The sequence below is a fragment of the Aquitalea magnusonii genome (assembly GCF_003202035.1).
In the GTDB taxonomy this organism is placed as follows: domain Bacteria; phylum Pseudomonadota; class Gammaproteobacteria; order Burkholderiales; family Chromobacteriaceae; genus Aquitalea; species Aquitalea magnusonii.
Genome location: NZ_QJKC01000002.1, coordinates 359,794 through 379,445 on the forward strand (window position 1 = coordinate 359,794; position 19,652 = coordinate 379,445).

The window sequence follows — 19,652 nt, forward strand, 5'->3', positions numbered from 1 at the left end:
AAAAGCAGCCGTGCTGACCAATCACGTCGGCTTGGGCTCAGACTACCATCCCGCCCACATGCTGGCTGGCCAGCGTCTGCAATTGCGGCCCCAGCTGCAAGGCCAGCTGCCACAGGCGTTCGGCCACCGGTGACAAGGAGCGCTGGCGGCGGCGGATCAGCATGATGCTGCGGCGCTGTTCCGGCAGCAGCGGGCGCACGGTCAGGCTGGCACCTGCAGGCAGCGGCAGCGCCAGACCGGGCGACACGCTGATGCCAATGCCTGCCTGCACCATCTGGAAGACCGAGCTGGAATGCCCCAGTTGCTGCGCCACCGGGCAGTGCACACCCTGGCTGGCCAGAATGCGGTCTATCACCGGCCGGCTGCCGGAACTGTAATCCAGCAACACCAGCGGCAGCCCGTCCAGCGCCTGCCACGGCACGGCGGCCAGTGCTGCCAGCGGATGGTCGTCGCGGCAGATCAGCCAGAAACCGTCATCCAGCAAGGGCTGGCATTCCAGATCGTCTACCACGCCCGGCTCCACCACGATGCCGAAATCCACCTCGCCGCTGCGCACGCTGTCCACATTCAGCCGCTGCACCTGGTCGTGCAATACCGGGCGGATATGCGGAAACTGGCGCGCACATTGCGCCAGCAAGCTAGGCAGCAAGCTGGCGGACAAAGTGGGGCTGCTGGCGATATGCACCGTGCCATGCGCCTGTTCGCCCTCCTTGCGCGCCTCTTCCAGCAGCAGCTGCAATTCATCCAGCAAGCGGCTCAGCTGGCCGGCAAAGCGCAGGCCGGCGGCGGTCAGCTCTACCTCGCGCGTGGTGCGGTCCAGCAAGCGCATGCCCAGCTCGGCTTCCAGCTCGCGCACGCAGCGGCTGACAGCGGGCTGGGTCAGGCCGATTTCGTCCCCGGCCCGGCTGAAACTGCGCAGGCGGGCTACTGCCCGGAACACCTGTAACTGGCGCAAACTGACATTCATGATTTTTTCTTATCTATTGATCTGATAAATCAATTTGTAGTCTGAATGTTTTCACGGTTCAATAGCAAGCTGATTTCCCGCTGCAATAGGGCATGCTCATGCTGAAAATGATTGATTCCTTCACCCTGGCGCTGATTGCCACGGTTACCCTGGCCAGCCTGCTGCCCTGTCAGGGCGAAGTGGCACAGGCCATGAACCTGATCACCACCCTGGCCATCGGCCTGCTGTTTTTCCTGCACGGGGCCAAGCTGTCGCGCGAGGCGGTGATTGCCGGGGCCACCCACTGGAAGCTGCACCTGACGGTGATGGCCTGCACCTTTGTGCTGTTCCCGCTGCTGGGGCTGGCACTCAAGCCACTGCTGGGCCCGCTGGTCACGCCGGAGCTGTACCTGGGCGTGCTCTACCTGTGCATGCTGCCATCCACCGTGCAATCGTCGATTGCCTTTACCTCGATGGCGCAGGGCAATATCCCGGCGGCCATTTGCAGCGCCACCGCCTCCAATATTTTCGGCATTTTCATCACACCCTTGCTGGTGGGCATGCTGGTGATCAGCCATCACGGCAGCGACCAGGGCATGGGTTCCATCACCGACATCGTGTTGCAGCTGCTACTGCCTTTTATTGCCGGCCAGATTGCCCGCCGCTGGATTGGTGGCTGGGTGGACAAGCACAAGCCGCTGCTGCGCTATGTCGACCAGGGCTCCATCCTGCTGGTGGTGTACACCGCGTTCAGTGCGGCGGTGATTACCGGCCTGTGGCAGCAAACTCCGCCGCAATCGCTATTGGGCCTGCTGCTGGTATGCGGCCTGCTGCTGGCCATCCTGCTGGGGTTGACTGCTTACTCCAGCCGCAAGCTGGGTTTTGACCGCGCAGACCAGATCACCATCGTGTTCTGCGGCTCGAAAAAGAGCCTGGCCAGCGGGGTGCCCATGGCCAAGGTGCTGTTTGCCGGCCACCCCATCGGCTCCATCGTGCTGCCCTTGATGCTGTTTCACCAGATCCAGCTGATGACCTGCGCGGTGCTGGCCCAGCGCTATCGCAAGCAGCAACTGGCGGCCCAGACGGCCAGCCAGATAGCCTGACGCACACGGACTCCCAATAACAAAGCCCCACCAGCGTCCTGCTGGCGGGGCTTTCCGTTTGCACGCGTACTGCACTTACAAGTCGCTGATGAACATTTTTTCCTTCAGCGCCTTCAGCTCGTCGCGTACATGGGCGGCTTTTTCGAATTCCAGATTGCGCGCCGCTTCCATCATTTCCTTTTCCAGGCGCTTGATTTCCTTGGCCAGGGTCTTTTCGTCCATCATCGCCACCTTGGCCTCGTCCACCAGGCGCTTGCGCTGGTCTTCCACGCTGTACACGCCGTCGATGATGTCCTTGATCTTCTTGTTGATGCCCTGCGGCACAATGCCATGCTCGGCATTGAAAGCCAGCTGCTTGGCGCGACGCCGTTCGGTTTCGTCCATGGCGCGGCGCATGGAGTCGGTGATGCGGTCGGCGTACAGCAGTGCCTTGCCGTTGAGGTTACGTGCTGCGCGGCCTATGGTCTGGATCAATGAGCGGTCCGAGCGCAGGAAGCCTTCCTTGTCCGCATCCAGAATCGCCACCAGGCTGACCTCCGGAATATCCAGCCCCTCGCGCAGCAGGTTGATGCCGATCAGCACGTCGAACATGCCCAGCCGCAGGTCACGGATGATTTCCACCCGCTCCACGGTGTCGATGTCGCTGTGCAGATAGCGCACCTTGATGACGTGTTCGGTGTAGTAATCGGCCAGTTGTTCGGCCATGCGCTTGGTCAGCGTGGTCACCAGCACCCGTTCGCCCAGCTCCATGCGCAGGCGGATTTCCGACAGCAGATCGTCCACCTGGGTGGCGACCGGGCGGATTTCAATCACCGGGTCCACCAGGCCGGTAGGACGCACCACCTGCTCCACCACCTGGCCGGCGTGTTCTTTCTCATACGCTGCCGGGGTGGCCGAGACAAAGATGGTTTGCGGCATCAGCCGTTCGAATTCGTGGAACTTCAGCGGCCGGTTGTCCACGGCCGACGGCAGGCGGAAGGCGTACTCCACCAGATTGCTCTTGCGCGCGGCATCACCCTTGTACATCGCCCCCACCTGCGGCACGGTGACGTGGGACTCGTCAATGAACATCAGCGCGTTCTTGGGCAGGTAGTCGATCAGCGTCGGTGGTGCATCGCCGGGCGCACGGCCAGAGAAATGCCGCGAGTAGTTTTCGATGCCCTTGCAAAAGCCCATCTCATACAGCATTTCCAGGTCAAAGCGCGTGCGCTGTTCGATGCGCTGCGCCTCCACCAGCTTGCCTTCCTTCAGATACCACGCCACGCGCTCGGCCAGCTCCAGCTTGATCTTTTCGCAGGCTTTGAGCACGGTGTCGCGCGGCGTCACATAGTGGCTGGACGGAAACACGGTATAGCGGCCCACCCGCTGTTTGGTGACGCCTGTCAACGGATCGAACAGGGTCAGCGTTTCAACCTCATCGTCGAACAGGCTGACGCGCAAGGCGGTGTCGCTGCTTTCCGCCGGGAAGATGTCGATCACATCGCCACGCACGCGGAAGGTGCCACGGCCGAAGTCCACGTCATTGCGGTCGTACTGCATGGTGGTGAGACGGCTGATGATGCTGCGCTGCGGGGTGCTTTCGCCCTCTTTCAGATGCAGGATCATCTGGTGATAGTCGGACGGGTCACCGATACCGTAAATGGCCGACACCGTGGCCACGATGATGCAGTCCGGCCGCTCCAGAATGGATTTGGTGGCGGACAGGCGCATCTGTTCGATGTGTTCGTTGATGCTGGAGTCTTTTTCAATGAACAGGTCGCGGCTGGGGACATAGGCTTCCGGCTGGTAGTAGTCGTAGTAGGAAACGAAATACTCGACCGCGTTTTCCGGGAAAAACTCGCGCATCTCGCTGTACAGCTGCGCCGCCAGCGTCTTGTTGTGCGCCATGATGATGGCGGGCCGGCCGGTGCGGGCAATGACATTGGCCATGGTGAAGGTCTTGCCTGAGCCGGTCACCCCTAGCAGGGTCTGGTAAGACAGGCCATCATTCAGCCCTTCCACCAGCTGGGCGATAGCGGTGGGCTGGTCACCAGCCGGGGCAAAGGGCTGGTGCAGGCGAAACGGACTATCCGGAAATGTAAGCAGCATGGCTTTTCTGAGCGGGTTCAAGTCGGTCGATTTTACGCCGATAATGTTTTTAACTCACTCCTGCTGTGTAATTGATTTTTATCTGCAAAATTGCCTGCCAGAGAGGCAAAACATTGTTTAAAATGCAAGCAGCCCGATCACGAGGCGAGATGAAGAATCCTTGCGCATCAACATGATGCAAGCATGATTTCTGACAGGCTGTATCTCCAACGACAAGACACGGGAGTGTATCTCTTATGCTGAGAAAATTTGCCGCCCTGCTGGTTTCCGCCGCCCTGGCGATGCCGGCAGTGGCCGCGCCGCCACCGGGCGTCATGGTTGCCAGCCAGATGGCCGACCATGCCGTACCGCGCCTGAGTTCGCACTCGGTGCTGGTGCTCAATGGCGCCACTGGCGAGCCGCTGTATGAAAAGAACATCCATCAACGCATGCCGATTGCCTCCATCACCAAGCTGATGACGGCCATGGTGCTGCTGGACTCGGGGGTGTCGCTTGATCAGGAAGTCACGGTTTCCGATGCCGAAATCGACCGCCTGAAAAACACCACCTCGCGCCTGGCCGTGGGTACCACCCTGCCGCGCAAGGAAATGCTGCTGCTGGCGCTGATGTCCTCGGAAAACCGCGCCGCGGCCACGCTGGCCCGCACCGCCCTGCCCGGTGGTACCGCCGCCTTTGTCGAGCGCATGAACAAGAAGGCGCGCAGCCTGGGCATGAACGAAACCGTGTTCTACGACCCGACCGGCCTTGATCTGCGCAACACCTCCACCGCCGGCGACCTGGCGCGCATGGTGAAGGCCGCCCACGGTTATCCGCTGATCCGTGCCTTTACCACCACGCCGGAACACCAGATCGTCTCGGTACGCAACCGCGTGCTGCAGTATCGCAACAGCAATGCACTGGTGCGCGAGGGTAACTGGGACATCAGCATCCAGAAAACCGGCTACATCCAGGAAGCCGGCCGCTGTATGGTGATGCAGGCCACGGTAGGTTCGCAGCCGCTGATCATCGTGCTGCTGGCTGCCGGTGGCAGCTCGGCCCGCGTCAACGATGCCCGCAGCATCAAGACCTGGCTGGAGGCCCACCCGGGCAACTGGCTGGCCGGCTGATCGCCGCCCATCCCCAGCCACGCAGGGCCGGGCCAAGCGGCCCGCAGGCTGCGGACAAAGTAATCTGTGAGATTCCACTCACTGAGCGAGTCCGCAGCCTTCCCGTCTACTCCCCTGCCCCCTTACCCTGCAAGGGTGCCGCGCTTGCTGCCAAGCGCGTGTGGGTTTGTCAATAAACCATGGACAGAGCAAACCAGCCCGCTCATGGCACTTGCCATATTGAGCAGGCGGGCTAGCCCGCGCCAATCAGGAGTTACTTGTGAGCATAGAAATTCGTCCGGCCACCCGCGCGGATGCCGCGCTGATCCTGCATTACATCCGTGAGCTGGCCATCTATGAAAAAGCCGAACAGGAAGTGGTGGCCAGCGTGGCCGATATCGAACAGTCGCTGTTTGGTGACGCGGCCAGCGCCGAAAGCCTGATCTGCCTGCAGCACGGCCAGCCCATCGGCTACGCGGTGTATTTTTTCAGCTATTCCACCTGGCTGGGCAAATCCGGCCTGTATCTGGAAGATCTGTACATCACCCCGGCGGCACGCGGCAGCGGCGCCGGCAAGCGGCTGCTGCGCCATCTGGCGCAACTGGCGGTGGCCCGTGGCTGCGGGCGCTTCGAATGGAGCGTGCTGGACTGGAACCAGCCGGCCATCGATTTTTACGAATCCTTTGGCGCCGCTGCCCAGTCGGAATGGATACGCTACCGCCTGGCCGGCGATGCCCTGCTGCAATTTGCCGAACAGGCCTGAACCTGCACCAGCCAAAAGCCCCGCACTTGCGGGGCTTTTTTGTCAGGTCAACGCCGGGTCATGAAGCGCACGTAATCCCCCTCTTCCACCTTGAGCCGGGCACTTTGCACCTGGGCGATGGAGAAATTGGGCTGCACCTGGGTCAGGGTGATGGTGCCGGACAAATCCTCCGGCACACCCAGCTCGCGCACACCGCCACCGCTGCGCAGTATCTGATCCGAGCGCGGCTTGTACAGCAGCATCTGGTCGCCCACCTTCATGCCATCCAGTCCGCCCACATTGATGAACAGCTGCCGGCCATCCTCTACCTTCACCACCTTGGCCGACAAGGGAATGCAGCTGACCAGATCAACCAGCTGGCGGCTAGCCTGATCAAGCAGGCCATCCACCACCTTGCCATAGTCGCCCTGCCAGAAAGCAGCGCTGGCAAAGGCGGCCGGCAATTGCTCCACCACCTTGCCCTGGGCGACCCGGCTGAAGCGCTGGTCGGCCAGTACCGCGCCGGTCAGCGCGTCATACACCCACAGTTCCATGTCGAACTGCCGTGCCGATGGCGCGTACTTGAGCGCACCGCCAAACAGGCCGGCCAGCGGTCCGGTGTAATACGCCCCCTGCTGGCTGGTATTGTTGGATTCATACATGGTGTGGCGCAGGCTCTTGCCCACCACCCCGGTAGACAGTACCCGCCCGGCGATGACGAACTGCACATCCTCGCGCCGCCCCAGCTCGCGCACGGTATCCCAACCGGCCACCGGCTCGTCGGCCGCCATATTGCTCAGCACGGTCAGGTGGCTGGCATTGCGCACGTCAAACGGTCCCTGCTGGCGTAGGCGGCGTGCCATCTCTCCTGGCAGGGCGGTGGCCAGATCCTGCAGGTCATTGGCCTCGGCCGGGTTGACCACATAAAAATAGGTGGTCAGCAGCTTGCGCCGCAGCACCCGCCCCGCCGGCATGCCGCAATTGGCATTCTGCGCCGGCTTGGGCGCACTGCCCACCGGGCCGGCGGCACTGGCTTGCGGGTCTATGCTCAGCCGCACGTGATACACGCCGTCACTGCTGTACTCCTGCAGTATCCTGACCTTGCCCTGCAGCGATGGCGCAGACAGCACGCTGCTTTCGCTGACATTGCCCGACTCCATCAGCTGCAGCGATTGCAGCTCGGCACCATTGCTGATGGCCGCCTGCTGCAAGGCATCGCGAATCGCCATTTCACGCGCAGCCGGACTGCCGGCATCCATGGCGGCCATGCCTTCGGCGACAATCGGCGCGGCCCATACCGGGGCACACAAAGCAAAAGCCGCCACAAGGGCGGCAACTTGGCGGGTAAGCAAACGTATCGTCATCAGTGAGCTACGTAAAAATTGCTTTCGTAACGTGAGGCTCCGCAGTTGCCTTCGGCGCACTCGACCCCGGCAACACCGTTTTGCTGGGCTGCCTTCATCACACTACCAGTTTTTTCCAGCGCATTCTTGTATTGCTTGTAGAAATCCTGATCCAGGGTGATTTCGGCCACGGCCTCGCTGGTGCCATCCGGCAGCATGCTGGTGGACACCATGCGCACGCCGCGCAGATAGGCATCAACATAGGTGCGGAAACCATCGCTGGTGGCCACCATATTGGCCACCGAGCTGTTACCCACCAGTTTCATGCCCTGCACCTGTTCGGCAATGGAGCGGAAAGCATCCAGCCGCGCGGCGCGCATCGACAGCAGCTTGCGCTGCGACGGGGTCAGCGCCGAGGTGTAAGGTGCGGCACCATTGCCGGTGGCGCGGATGGTGACCGGGGCATAGGGATTCACTTCCTTCACCACCACTTTGGGGGCTTCCGGTTCGATACCGGCGCCGGCATAGCCCACACCGGTGTAACTGCCGCTGCTGGCAGGCGGCTCGGCCAGCGGGCGCATGGCTGACTCGGCAGTGGGCTGGCTGGCGGAGGCGCAGGCAGTCAGGCCCAGCAACAGGGATACGGCGGCCATACGGCGAGTGCAGGTGTTCATGGCGATTACCATTTCTACTTGTTCTGGATGCGGATTGCGGACGGTCCATGCCGCAGCGTCAGCATTATATCGGCTGACGGCGGGTAAACTTGAGTTAATTTTTGTCAGAGCGCCTGAGCCGACTGCACGGCGCGCTGCCACTGCCGGGCCGAGGAAAAACCCGCCGCCAGCGCAGCCTTTTCCTTGGACAGGCCGGCGGCACGCCACTGCCCGGCCAGCGCGGCGCGCAGTGCCAGATGATAATCGTGCACCGACACCCCGGCATGTTCGCGGAACAGCCGCGACAGATGGCGTGGACTGACATGCACCTGGCTGGCCAGGGCCGGCAGGCTCCAGTCATCCTGCGGCCTGGCGGCAATCAGGTCCTGCACCTTGTGCACCGCCGGATGCAGGTGATTGCGATGGGCCAACCAGGGCGAAAGCTGGGCATCCTGCCCGGCGCGGCGGAAGTACACCACCATTTCCCGCGCCACATCGCGGGCAATGGCCGGCGACGCCAGCTGGCTGATCAGATACAGCGCCAGATCGATGCCGGCGGTGATGCCGGCACTGGTCCACAGCCGGCCATCCTGCACGAACACCCGGTTTTCCTGCACCCGGGCGCTGGCATCGCTGGCTTGCAGGCGCGCAATCAGGCTGTGATGGGTGGTGCACTGCCGCCCCGCCAGCAGGCCGGCCGAGCCAGCCAGCAAGGCCGCAGAGCAGATGGTGGCCAGCAGATGACGCTGCGGATCGACACAGGCAGCCAGCCAGCGCACGATCTGCCGCGCCTCGGGCATGACATATGCCTCGGCCGAGCAATCGGCACCGGGGACGATGATCAGGCTGTCATCCGGCAGTTGCTGTGGCAGAGCGGCCATGCCGCCGAGTGGCAAACCCAGCGAGCAGCGCACCTGCGGCTCCACCGCGGCGTAATGCAGATGGAAATCCGCGCCAAACTCGCTGGCAATGCGCATGGCCTCGGCTGGGCCGGCAAAGTCCAGCAGCATGAAACGCGGCGGCAGGACAAACCAGACCTCACGCGCCATGGGCCACCGTCCCGCGCCGCCAGCGCGCCAGCACCATGCCGCCAAACACGTTCACCACCAGCCCGGCCAGCAACAGCACGCTGCCCGCCGCCTGCAACAGACTGAGCCGCTCGCCCAGCAACAGCGCGGAGGTGAGTACGCCCACCACCGGCACCAGCAGTGAGAACGGAGCCACCTTGTTGGCCGGATGGCGGCTGAGCAGGCGGCTCCACATGCCATAGCCCAGCAAGGTGGCCATGAAGGCGAGATAAGCCACCGCCAGGAAAGAACCGAGCGAAAAATGACGCAGCGCCAGCTCCATGCGCGCCGGCCCTTCCAGCCACCACGACATGGCCAGATAAGGCAGCGGCGGCACCAGGCTGGACCACACCACCAGGTTGAGCGGCTGCACCGTGTGCCCCGCCTTGCCCATCAGCCGCACGATGATGTTGGACGAGGCCCAGCAGACCGCCGCCGCCAGTGTCAGACCAAAGCCGATGGCGGTCATGCTGCCGCCCTTGGCCAGGCCAATCAGCGCGAGGCCAGCACAGGCACACAACAGGCCCAGGATTTGCGCCGCCTGCCAGCGCTCATGCAGCAGCAGCCCGGCCAGAATCAGGGTAAAAAATGCCTGCGACTGCAACACCACCGAGGCAAGGCCGGCCGGCATGCCCAGCTTGATGGCAGAAAACAGGAAGGCAAACTGGCCAAAGCCCACGCACAAGCCATAGGCCAGCACCCAGCCCCAGGGCAGGCTGGGCCGGCGCACCAGCAGCACGGCGGGAAAGGCCGCCAGCATGAAGCGCAAGGCCCCCAGCAGCAAGGGCGGCACATCGGCCACACCGTACTTGATCACCACGAAATTGACACCCCAGATCAGCACGATGGCCAGCGCCTGCAAAACATCCTTCAAGGGCATGAAACTTGCTCCGTAACGGCCGCCGGCCACCGTGGCCTGCCTGCCGGATAAATGGGTCGTTTACAGCCGTGCCAGCGCCTGCTCCACCGTGACGATGTCGGCAAAGCGGCCGGCCAGCACCAGCTCGGTCTTTTCGCGGATTTCATCGGCACTGAACAGCCGGCCGCTCAGCGGGTGACGCATGGCAAAGGTAAGCGTGGCCTCGCTGACAAAATCCACGGCAAAGCCCAGATCGGATGCCACCCGCGTGGTGGTTTCGCAGCACTGCTCGGTACGGATGCCGGACACCAGCAGCCTGCTGATGCCGCGTTCGGCCAGCCAGGGCTGCAGGCCGGAATCCAGCAGGGCATTGTGCACGTGTTTGATGAAGATGGCATCCGGATTGGCCGGCAGCCAGTCCATGGGCCGCACAAAACCACTTGCCGCGGCAAACGGGCCGTCGCCATCTTCATGCAAGACATACAGCACCGGAACACCCGCCGCCCGCGCGCCGGCAATCAAGGCCAACAGCCGGGCGCGAAATGGCAGCAAGGCTGCCTCGTCCCAGTAATCGCGCTGTAAAAACGAATCCTGTACATCGATGACCAGCAGGGCTGCCTGATGCATGATAGAAGTCCTCGGGAGAAATGTGGACACAGTCTATCGGCTGCCTGCTGCTGGCAGCAGGCCAGTCACGGACAAGACACGGTCAAATCCGGACAAGCTGGCAGGCGGTATCAGAGCGGCATGGCATGGCGCAGCTCGTCCAGCAGCAGATACAAGGCGGTAGCGGCCATCAGCAGCCCCATGCTCAGATTGAACAGCAACAGGCCGCGCGCCGCTGACAGCAGGTGGCGCAAGCGCTCGCCCAGCCAGGCCCACAGGCTGATACAGGGCAGGTTCACCACGGCAAAAATCACGGCCAGCAGCAAGGCCGCACCCAGCCGCTGGCTGCCATCGGCCGGCATGAACAGGATGGCGGCATTCAGCACCATCACCCAGGCCTTGGGATTCACCCACTGGAACAGCGCCGCCGCAATAAAACTCATCGGCCGGCCTTCGGCCACGCCTTGCGGCGAACCGGAGCGGGCAATCTTCCACGACAGCCACAATAGATAGATACAGCCGGCCACCGCCAGTGGCAGCCGCGCCGCCTGCAGCCATTGCAAGGCCCAGGCCAGCAGGCTGGCGGTGATGAACACCTGCGCCGCACAGCCCAGGCTGATGCCCAGCATGTGCGGCAGGGTACGGCGAAAACCGTAATTGACGCCGGAACTGGCCAGCATCAGATTATTGGGACCGGGCGTGATCGACATCACGCCCACATAGGACAGCAAGGCGACTTCCAGCATGTCAGGGCTCCGGTGTGCAGGCGCCGGCCATGGTGCGGCGCTTCCCCATCATGCTAAGGCGGGTCTGCCCCATGGTGACAGCCGCAATAATCCACTATTGTCATGGTGACAGTACCGGGTTTATCGTAACTGTCACCACAGACTATGGCGAGCACTGTCACTGTTGCTACGACAGCGGCTGCGGCATTGTCTGCCTGTTACCTGTCTTGCCCGGATGCTTGCCATGCCCAGTTCCCCCCAGCCCCGTACCAGCGGCACCAGCGCCACGCTTTACCAGCAACTGGCTGAAGACCTGTCACTGGCGATTGCCCGTGGCACGCTGCCGCCTGGCTCGCGCCTGCCCTCGGTGCGGCGCACCTCGCAAAGCCGGCAACTGAGCCTGAATACCGTGGTGGCCGCCTACCGGGTGCTGGAAGACCGCGGGCTGATCGAGGCCAGGCCGCAGTCCGGCTATTATGTGCGCGCCCGCCTGCCCTCGCCGGCACGCCCGGCCATGATGCAAAGCAGTGCCGCCAAGCCGACCGAGAGCAAGGTGCTGGACCTGATCGGCGCGGTACTGGATGCCCAGCAAACTCCCGGCTTCATCGACCTGGCGCTGGCCTGCCCGCGTGGCAGCGACTTCTACCCCGGCAACAAGCTGGCCCGGCTGATGGGGCAGATATTGCGTCGCCAGCCCGGCATGGTCAGCACCTATGCCCTGCCCCCCGGCTCGGAGCGGCTGCGGGTACAGATTGCCCGCCGCAGCATGGAACTGGGCATGGCCTTGCAGGCGGAAAACATCATTCTCACCAATGGCTGCATGGAAGCGCTGCAGCTGGCGCTGCGCGCCGTCACCAAGCCGGGCGATGCGGTGGGGCTGGAGTCGCCCACCTATTTCAATCTGCTGCCGCTGTTTGCCAGCCTGGGCCTGAAGGCGGTGGAGATCCCCACCGACCCGCAGCACGGGCTGTCGGTGGATGCGGTGGAGCTGTTGTTGTCGGAGGGCCGCATCAGCGCACTGGTGGCCATGCCCAACATTCATAATCCGCTGGGCTGCAGCATGCCGCTGGAGGCCAAGAAGCGGCTGGCGCGGCTGGTGAATCACTACCAGGTGCCGCTGATCGAGGATGGCCTGTATGCCGAGCTGCAGTTCAGCGACACCCAGGCACCGGCGGCCAAGGCCTTTGATGAAGACGGCTGGATCATCTTCTGCACCAGCTACACCAAGACGCTGGCCCCGGATTTCCGCATCGGCTGGATGGAGGGCGGCCGCTTTGGCGCGGCCTTGCGCAAGCTGAAATTTGCGTCTTCTGTCGCCCAGCCCATGGTGCTGTCCGAAACCCTGGGCGCGTTTCTGGAGTCGGGCGGTTACGACCACCACCTGCGCGCGCTCAAGCGCCATTACGCCCAGCATGTGGAAAAGGTGCGCGGCCTGATTGCCCGCCACTTCCCGGCCGGCACCCGCGCCACCGACCCGGCCGGCGGCTTTCTGATCTGGCTGGAACTGCCGGAAGCCTGCGACAGCGTGGCGCTGTTTCACGCCGCCATCGCCGAAAACATCAGCATCATGCCCGGCCCGCTGTATTCGCCAGGCGGCCGTTACCGCAATGCCATGCGCCTGTCCTGCTGCTATCCGCTGGACGAGCGCTATGTCGCCGCCCTCACCCGCGTCGGCATGCTGGCACAGCAGCAACTGGCCTGACAGGGCGAGCTGGCACCCGCTCAGCGCGGTGGTCGCTGCCGGGTCTGGCTGGGCGTTTCGCCAAACAGCCGGCGGTAGTCGTAGCTGAAATGGCTGGGCGTGGCAAAGCCCCAGTCCTCGGCCAGTTGCTGGATGCTGTCGGCCGCCCCCTGCGGTGAGCGCAGCAGGCGGCGCACCTGATTGAGCCTGAGCGCCCGCAAGAAAGGCAGCGGGCTCATGGCGGTGACTTCCTGAAAACCGTTTTGCAGCGTACGCCGGGTCACGTGCAGTTCGCGGCACAGATCTTCCACCGTCAGCGGCCGCGCCGCCGGCTGCAGCGCACGCTGCCTGGCCTGCTCCACCCATTGCCAGTGTCGCTGACTGCTGCTGTCGCGCCCGGCCACCGCCGCCGGCAAGGCTTGCGCCATGGCCAGCAGCAAGGCATCGGCCGAACAATCCAGCAACAGCTGCCGGCCTATGCGGTCTGGTGTCTGTCGTGCCAGCGCCAGCAGCTCGCCCAGTTGCCGGCACAGGGTCAGATGGCTGGCCTGCGGCAGCTGTACGGCGGCGGTTTGCAGCCAGCACGCCGGCATGTCCCGGCCAAACAATTGCAGATGACGCTGCTGCAGCACCGTCTGTTCCAGCACCACGCCATAGATGGTGAAGTCATCCGGGGTGCGCAAGGTGAAATCGCTGCCCCCCATGGCCACCAGCACGGCGGAGGGCGGCACGCTGCGCCCATGAAAGCGCAGGCGCTCGCCACTGCCCGGCGCCGGAATGCCGAACCAGATCGCCCCCGGCCATGGCTGGCACAGCTGAAAGGTTTCGCGGGCCGCGTATTCGCGAAACACCTGCAAGCGCCCCAGGCACAGCTCATCCAGCCGGCCGGCAAAACGCCCGCAGGAGATCTGCGCGTAATCCTGCTGCCAGCCACTGATAAAGGCGGCCTGATCGGCGGCATCTTCTGCCAGTCGGGTGACGAACTGCAGCGCTATTCCATGTCCCAGCGGCTCCATTGCCTGCTCCTGCATTACTGTTGCAGACAGGCAATGCAAGAAGCGCACCAGGCCATTCCCGGCCAGCAGCCGCTGATGGCTATCGTAAATCGGCAATTTCCCTGCCGCGGTGCAAACGCCAGCGCCGCATGCCTCATCCCGGTGCCAGAACCCAGCCGCAGCGCCCATTGCGTGCACCACGGCAAGACCAGCGGCAGGCACGGCTTTTGCACCAACGGTGCCGCTACCAGTCGCGCCCGCCATCCGCCACAAATTGTTTTCCGATTTTCGATAACGCCGGCGCCAGGGCAGTCCCTAGCATGCACAGCAGGAACCAGTTGCCACGGCACTGGACAGGGAGCAGTGACAAAACAAGGGGAAATCTGATGAGCAGCAGCAATCACGGCCTGGCGCGCAAGCTGGGCGGCTGGCAACTATGGGGGATCGCCGTCGGGCTGGTGATCTCGGGCGAATATTTCGGCTGGAGCTATGGCTGGGCCCAGGCCGGCACACTGGGCTTTCTGCTCAGTTCCATCTTCGTCGCCATCATGTACACGGCCTTCATTTTCAGCTTTACCGAGCTGACCACCGCCATCCCGCATGCCGGCGGACCGTTTGCCTATGCCCGCCGCGCCTTTGGCCCGGTCGGCGGCTTTGTCGCCGGTTTTGCCACCTTGTGCGAATTCGTGTTTGCGCCGCCGGCCATCGCCCTGGCCATTGGTGCTTATCTAAACGTACAGTTTCCGGAACTGAGCGCCAAATGGATTGCCTGTGGCGCCTACATCGTGTTCATGGCGCTGAATATCGTCGGCGTCAGCGTGGCGGCAGCCTTCGAGCTGGTGGTCACCCTGCTGGCCATCTTTGAACTGCTGCTGTTCATGGGCGTGGTGTCGCCGGGCTTTAGCTGGGACAACTTCACCCACCACGGCTGGGCCGGCAGCGACAGCTTCAGCCTGAGCGCCGTCGGTGGCATGTTTGCCGCCATTCCCTTTGCCATCTGGTTCTTCCTGGCCATCGAAGGGGCTGCCATGGCCGCCGAGGAAGCCAAGGACCCCAGCCGCACCATTCCGCGCGCCTATGTAGCCGGCATCCTCACCCTGGTGGCACTGGCCATGGGCGTGATGATCATGGCGGGTGGTGCCGGTGACTGGAGCAAGCTGGCCAATATCAACGACCCGCTGCCGCAGGCGATGAAGCTGATCGTCGGCAGCAACAGCGGCTGGCTGCACATGCTGGTATGGCTGGGCCTGCTGGGGCTGATTGCCAGCTTCCACGGCATCATCATGGGCTATTCGCGGCAGATTTTCGCGCTGGCCCGTGCCGGCTACCTGCCGCCGATGCTGGCGGTGATCCACCCGCGCTTCAAGACACCGCATCGTGCCATCATCGTCGGCGGGATAATCGGCATCGCCGCCATCTTCAGTGATGACCTGATCCAGATCGCCGGCCAGCCGCTGACCGCCAACATCGTCACCCTGTCGGTATTCGGTGCCATCGTGATGTACATCGTGTCCATGCTGGCGCTGTTCCAGCTGCGTCGAAGGGAGCCGGCGCTGGCCCGTCCGTTCAGCGCTCCGGCCTATCCGCTGCTGCCGGGCCTGGCCCTGGCCTGCGCCGTGATCTGCCTGATTGCCATGGTCTGGTACAACCAGCTGCTGGCGCTGATTTTTGCCGGCAGCCTGGCCGTGGCCTATGCCTACTACCTGCTCACCCACCGCCAGCGTGCTGCCGCCGCCAGCGATGTGCTGCTGGAAGGCAATGATGCCGCACGTCTGCAAGCGGCAGTCGCCCGCAGCAAATAATGAAAGGCGGGGTGTGTCCGGCACACCCCGGTAAACCATGAGCTACGCCATCACCATCGGTCCGCGCCGTTACCGCTTTGACGACCTGAAAACCCTGCTGGCCCGCGCCACGCCCTTGCGTTCCGGCGACCAGCTGGCCGGCATTGCTGCCAGCAGCGCCGAAGAACGGGTGGCGGCACAGATGTGCCTGGCCGATGTGCCGCTGCTGACCTTTCTCAACGAGCTGCTGATTCCCTACGAAGAGGACGAGGTCAGCCGCCTGATCATCGACAGCCACGACGCCCACGCCTTTGCTCCCATCCGTCACCTGACGGTGGGCGGCCTGCGCGACTGGCTGTTGTCCGATGCCGCCAGCAGCCACACGCTGGCAGCGGTGGCCCCCGGCCTGACCCCGGAAATGGTATCCGCCGTCAGCAAGCTGATGCGCAACCAGGATCTGGTGTGGGTGGCCAGCAAATGCCGGGTGATCACCCGTTTTCGCAATACCCAGGGCCTGCCCGGTCACATGGGCGTACGCCTGCAGCCCAACCATCCCACCGATGACGCACGCGGCATTGCCGCCGCCATGCTGGACGGCCTGCTGTATGGCGCGGGCGATGCGATGATCGGCATCAATCCGGCCAGCGACAGCCCGGAAACCATCCACACCATGCTGGCGCTGATGGACGAGGTGCGCCAGCGCTATGCCATTCCCACCCAAAGCTGTGTGCTGACCCATGTCACCAGCACACTGGAACTGATCCGGCGCGGTGCGCCGGTGGACCTGGTATTCCAGTCGATTGCCGGTACCGAAAAAGCCAATAGCGGCTTTGGCATCAATCTGGCGGTGCTGGCCGAAGCGCAGCAGGCCGCGCAGCAACTCGGGCGCGGCACGGTGGGCGACAATGTGATGTATTTCGAAACCGGCCAGGGCAGCGCGCTATCGGCCAATGCCCACTGGGGCGTGGACCAGCAAAGCTGCGAAGTGCGCGCCTATGCCGTGGCGCGGCATTTCTCGCCCTTGCTGGTGAATACCGTGGTGGGCTTTATCGGCCCGGAATACCTGTACAACGGCAAGCAGATCATCCGCGCCGGGCTGGAAGACCACTTTTGCGGCAAGCTGCTGGGCCTGCCCATGGGCTGCGACATCTGCTACACCAACCATGCCGAGGCCGACCAGGACGATATGGACAGCCTGCTCACCCTGCTGGGCACGGCCGGCATCCATTTCATCATCGGCGTACCGGGTGCCGACGACATCATGCTGGGCTACCAGAGCACCTCCTTTCATGATGCGCTCTACCTGCGCCAGCTGCTGGGGCTGAAACGGGCACCCGAGTTTGAAGACTGGCTGGAAAGCATGGCCATCACCCGCGCCGGCAAGCTACAGGCGCAAGACCGCCAGCAAGCCCTGCTGCAATTGATGGAGACCTTCCGATGAATGCCCCCCTCCCGCACAGCGGCATCAGCCCGATTACCGAAGACAGCTGGCAGGAATTGGCCAGCCATACCGTGGCGCGTATTGCGCTGGGACGGGTGGGCTCCAGCCTGCCCACCCGCGAAACCTTGCGCTTTGCCCTGGCCCATGCCCAGGCACGCGATGCCGTGCACACCCCGCTGGACTTGTCTGCGCTGAGCGCAGCCCTGCAAGACCTGCAATTGCCCAGCCTGCAAGTGCGTAGCGCCGCCGCCAGCCGCGCGGCCTATCTGCAAAGGCCGGACCAGGGTCGCCGCCTGCACCCGGACAGCCGCGCCAACCTGTTGGCTGCCGGGGTGGAGCCCTGTGATGTGCTGTTCGTGATTGGCGATGGACTGTCCGCCCGCGCCGTGGCCAGCCATGCCCTGCCGCTGCTTGCCGCCACCCTGCCGCTATTGCAGCAGCAAGGTTTGCGCGTGGGGCCGGTGGTACTGGCGGCGGAAGCCAGGGTAGCGCTAGCCGATGAGGTGGGCGAATGCCTGCAGGCGGCCATGGTGGTGATGCTGATTGGCGAGCGCCCCGGCCTGAGCTCGCCGGACAGCCTGGGGGTGTATCTCACCAGCGCACCACGGGTCGGCTGCATGGATTCACAGCGCAATTGCATTTCCAATGTGCGCCCGCAAGGCCTGCCCTACCCGCTGGCGGCCTACAAGCTGGCCTGGCTGATCCGCGCCGGTCGCGGCAGTGGCACCGGGGTGGCGCTCAAGGATGGCAGCGCGGCAGAACAAGGCTGGCTGGACCTGCAGAACCGGCTTGTGGCTGCAACCGCACAAGCGGGATGAGTCCATCCTGCCCCCACCAGCGCAGGCCATTTGGCTGGCCGAACATTCCGCTTGGGCGCTGATTTGCGGTAGTATGCACAATGCATCAGCCAGACTGCTGCTGCCAGACCGTAAACCAGCCTGCCCTTGCGCAGCATTGCCACACCCCGGAGCACCATGCGGGCCATCTTCCTCCTCAGCAGCGTTGTTTGCCTCAGCGCTTGCAGCGATCTGCTGCAAAGCGGCAAGGATTTGCTGCAATCCCTGAACAAGCCTGCCAGCGTCGCCCAGCACAATGATCAGGACTGCCTCATCCGCAAATACCTGATCGGCTGGGGTAAAGAATACAAAGAGGGTAATAGCAGCCCCTTTGTCAGCAGCTACGGCATCATGACCGACCAGGGCAAGTTGCATGTGGATGACGGTGCGGTCTTCCGCGACATCATGAGCCGGCAAGGACAGGAAGTGGCGCTGCTGATGTCCAGCGCAGCAGGAGACTGGATCGTCGATCTGCCAAACAACGACAAGCGCATGCGCCTGCGCGCCAGCGTCATGTGTCATCCGGGCTATCCGCAAGCCTTGTCGCCGGGGGAAAACAGGCCGTGAATGCAGCGCGGTGATGGCCAGGCCAGCGCGTGATTAATTGCAGGAAATGCGGTGCCAAGGCATGGATATGCCTCTCACTCTGGCCAGTAACAGCCATTTACCCGCTATTGCATCAGACAAAACCTTGCAGCGCTTGGCTGTTTTCAACAACAGTAGCTATAGTGTGGTTTATTAAGCGCGGCTCTGAGGCGCATAAAAGTTTAAAAACCATGCAATAAACTGCAAGCAGCCTGCCAGTGCTGTGGCCCTGTCCTTTGCGAGCCATCAGCCGCCACTGCGCCAGCAGAAGTGGCACATCCGCCAGAACCGGCGCTTGCGCTGCACCATTCCAAACATCACCTAGGATGCCTTAGTGTCAGACCTTCTTAAAAAAATCGATGCCAGAACAAAACTGGCGGGGACCAACAAGCTGGAAATCCTGCTGTTCTCCCTGGGTCACGACCAGCGTACGGGGAGAAAGGAAATTTTCGGTATCAACGTGTTCAAGGTGCGCGAAGTCATGCGTACCCCTGAAATCACCTCTGCCCCGGAAATGCCATCATCAGTAGAAGGCATGGTCAGCCTGCGCGGCTCGCTGGTGCCGGTGATCGATCTGGCCAAATACGCCGGCATCGTCACCAGCAACAAGCCGGAAATCATGATCGTCACCGAATACAACGGCAAGACGCAGGGCTTTCTGGTCGAGGCGGTGGATACCATCCTGCGCCTGGACTGGTCCGCCATGCGCGTGCCACCGGACATGATCACCAACCGCATGGCCGGCCTGGTGACTGCCGTCACCGAGCTGGAACAGGGCACGCTGGCCATGATGATGGACGTGGAAAAAGTGCTGGCCGAAACCTCGCTGGTGGACGACGCCCATCACTTCATCAATATCGAACCCATCGAAGAAGAACGCATGATCTTCTTCACCGACGACTCCGCCGTCGCCCGCAAGCAGGTACAGCAAACCCTGGATGCCATGCAGGTCAAGTACTCCTTCGCCATTAACGGCATGCGCGCCTGGGAAGAACTGCAAAAAATGGCCATGCAGGCCGAGCTGTCCGGCAAGCGCCTGTGCGAAAGCCTGCACCTGGTGCTGACCGACGTGGAAATGCCGGAAATGGACGGCTATATGCTGACCAAGCTGATCAA

The 19,652-nt window shown here is 63.1% G+C and carries 18 protein-coding genes; 9 read left to right on the forward strand and 9 right to left on the reverse strand.

The genetic code is table 11. The features are described from left to right. Positions 1–37 precede the first annotated feature (37 nt). Positions 38–967 (reverse strand): LysR family transcriptional regulator, encoded by a 930-nt coding sequence (locus tag DFR38_RS03470; protein WP_110313003.1) that lies wholly within the window; start codon positions 965–967, stop codon positions 38–40. Positions 968–1,065: 98 nt separating this feature from the next. On the opposite strand from DFR38_RS03470, the gene DFR38_RS03475 reads away from it, so the two are divergent. After that, positions 1,066–2,049 carry a bile acid:sodium symporter family protein gene (locus tag DFR38_RS03475; protein WP_239688550.1) on the forward strand — a complete coding sequence of 328 codons (984 nt, stop codon included), beginning with the start codon at positions 1,066–1,068 and terminating at the stop codon, positions 2,047–2,049. A gap of 75 nt (positions 2,050–2,124) precedes the next feature. On the opposite strand, the gene uvrB is transcribed toward DFR38_RS03475, so the two are convergent. Continuing rightward, positions 2,125–4,137, reverse strand: a complete 2,013-nt coding sequence (uvrB, locus tag DFR38_RS03480) for an excinuclease ABC subunit UvrB (protein WP_059285169.1) — start codon at positions 4,135–4,137, stop codon at positions 2,125–2,127. A 236-nt stretch (positions 4,138–4,373) separates the two neighbouring features. Between uvrB and DFR38_RS03485 the strand changes: the two genes are divergently transcribed. Together DFR38_RS03485 and DFR38_RS03490 are read left to right on the forward strand one after the other, a co-directional pair. After that, positions 4,374–5,243, forward strand: coding sequence for a serine hydrolase (locus tag DFR38_RS03485; protein ID WP_110313004.1), 870 nt, complete (start codon positions 4,374–4,376; stop codon positions 5,241–5,243). A gap of 259 nt (positions 5,244–5,502) precedes the next feature. Continuing rightward, positions 5,503–5,985 carry a GNAT family N-acetyltransferase gene (locus DFR38_RS03490; protein ID WP_059285168.1) on the forward strand — a complete coding sequence of 161 codons (483 nt, stop codon included), beginning with the start codon at positions 5,503–5,505 and terminating at the stop codon, positions 5,983–5,985. 47 nt (positions 5,986–6,032) lie between these two features. Here DFR38_RS03490 and DFR38_RS03495 read toward each other — a convergent pair whose 3' ends face one another. From DFR38_RS03495 to DFR38_RS03520, 6 genes are all read right to left on the reverse strand, one after another. After that, positions 6,033–7,328: a flagellar assembly protein T N-terminal domain-containing protein gene (locus DFR38_RS03495; protein ID WP_059285167.1), complete on the reverse strand. Its 1,296-nt coding sequence runs from the start codon at positions 7,326–7,328 to the stop codon at positions 6,033–6,035. Next, positions 7,328–7,981 (reverse strand): LPP20 family lipoprotein, encoded by a 654-nt coding sequence (locus tag DFR38_RS03500; protein WP_110313021.1) that lies wholly within the window; start codon positions 7,979–7,981, stop codon positions 7,328–7,330. Before DFR38_RS03500 ends, DFR38_RS03495 begins: the two co-directional genes overlap by 1 nt. Before the next feature lie 104 nt (positions 7,982–8,085). Further along, a complete protein-coding gene (locus DFR38_RS03505; RefSeq protein WP_110313005.1) occupies positions 8,086–9,009 on the reverse strand; it encodes a GlxA family transcriptional regulator in 924 nt (307 codons plus the stop codon). Next, positions 8,999–9,907 carry an EamA family transporter gene (locus tag DFR38_RS03510; protein WP_059286903.1) on the reverse strand — a complete coding sequence of 303 codons (909 nt, stop codon included), beginning with the start codon at positions 9,905–9,907 and terminating at the stop codon, positions 8,999–9,001. The genes DFR38_RS03505 and DFR38_RS03510 overlap by 11 nt, the downstream gene beginning before the upstream one ends. A gap of 60 nt (positions 9,908–9,967) precedes the next feature. Continuing rightward, positions 9,968–10,513, reverse strand: coding sequence for an isochorismatase family protein (locus DFR38_RS03515; RefSeq protein ID WP_059286904.1), 546 nt, complete (start codon positions 10,511–10,513; stop codon positions 9,968–9,970). Between the two features lie 110 nt (positions 10,514–10,623). Then, positions 10,624–11,238, reverse strand: a complete 615-nt coding sequence (locus DFR38_RS03520; RefSeq protein ID WP_059286905.1) for a LysE family translocator — start codon at positions 11,236–11,238, stop codon at positions 10,624–10,626. A gap of 223 nt (positions 11,239–11,461) precedes the next feature. Between DFR38_RS03520 and DFR38_RS03525 the strand changes: the two genes are divergently transcribed. After that, positions 11,462–12,919, forward strand: coding sequence for an aminotransferase-like domain-containing protein (locus DFR38_RS03525; protein ID WP_059286912.1), 1,458 nt, complete (start codon positions 11,462–11,464; stop codon positions 12,917–12,919). Positions 12,920–12,939: 20 nt separating this feature from the next. Here DFR38_RS03525 and DFR38_RS03530 read toward each other — a convergent pair whose 3' ends face one another. Next, a complete protein-coding gene (locus DFR38_RS03530; protein ID WP_158527683.1) occupies positions 12,940–13,914 on the reverse strand; it encodes a helix-turn-helix domain-containing protein in 975 nt (324 codons plus the stop codon). A 365-nt stretch (positions 13,915–14,279) separates the two neighbouring features. Here DFR38_RS03530 and eat point away from each other — a divergent pair, with 365 nt between their 5' ends. From eat to DFR38_RS03555, 5 genes are all read left to right on the forward strand, one after another. Then, positions 14,280–15,695 (forward strand): ethanolamine permease, encoded by a 1,416-nt coding sequence (gene eat / locus DFR38_RS03535; RefSeq protein ID WP_059286907.1) that lies wholly within the window; start codon positions 14,280–14,282, stop codon positions 15,693–15,695. A gap of 37 nt (positions 15,696–15,732) precedes the next feature. After that, on the forward strand, positions 15,733–17,115 hold the full coding sequence (locus DFR38_RS03540) for an ethanolamine ammonia-lyase subunit EutB (protein ID WP_059286908.1): 1,383 nt from the start codon (positions 15,733–15,735) through the stop codon (positions 17,113–17,115). Beyond that, a complete protein-coding gene (gene eutC / locus DFR38_RS03545; protein WP_059286909.1) occupies positions 17,112–17,933 on the forward strand; it encodes an ethanolamine ammonia-lyase subunit EutC in 822 nt (273 codons plus the stop codon). Before DFR38_RS03540 ends, eutC begins: the two co-directional genes overlap by 4 nt. Positions 17,934–18,089: 156 nt before the next feature. Next, on the forward strand, positions 18,090–18,518 hold the full coding sequence (locus tag DFR38_RS03550; protein WP_059286910.1) for a hypothetical protein: 429 nt from the start codon (positions 18,090–18,092) through the stop codon (positions 18,516–18,518). A 352-nt stretch (positions 18,519–18,870) separates the two neighbouring features. Next, positions 18,871–19,652: chemotaxis protein (locus DFR38_RS03555; protein WP_110313007.1), on the forward strand; the 782-nt coding region annotated here is incomplete at its 3' end.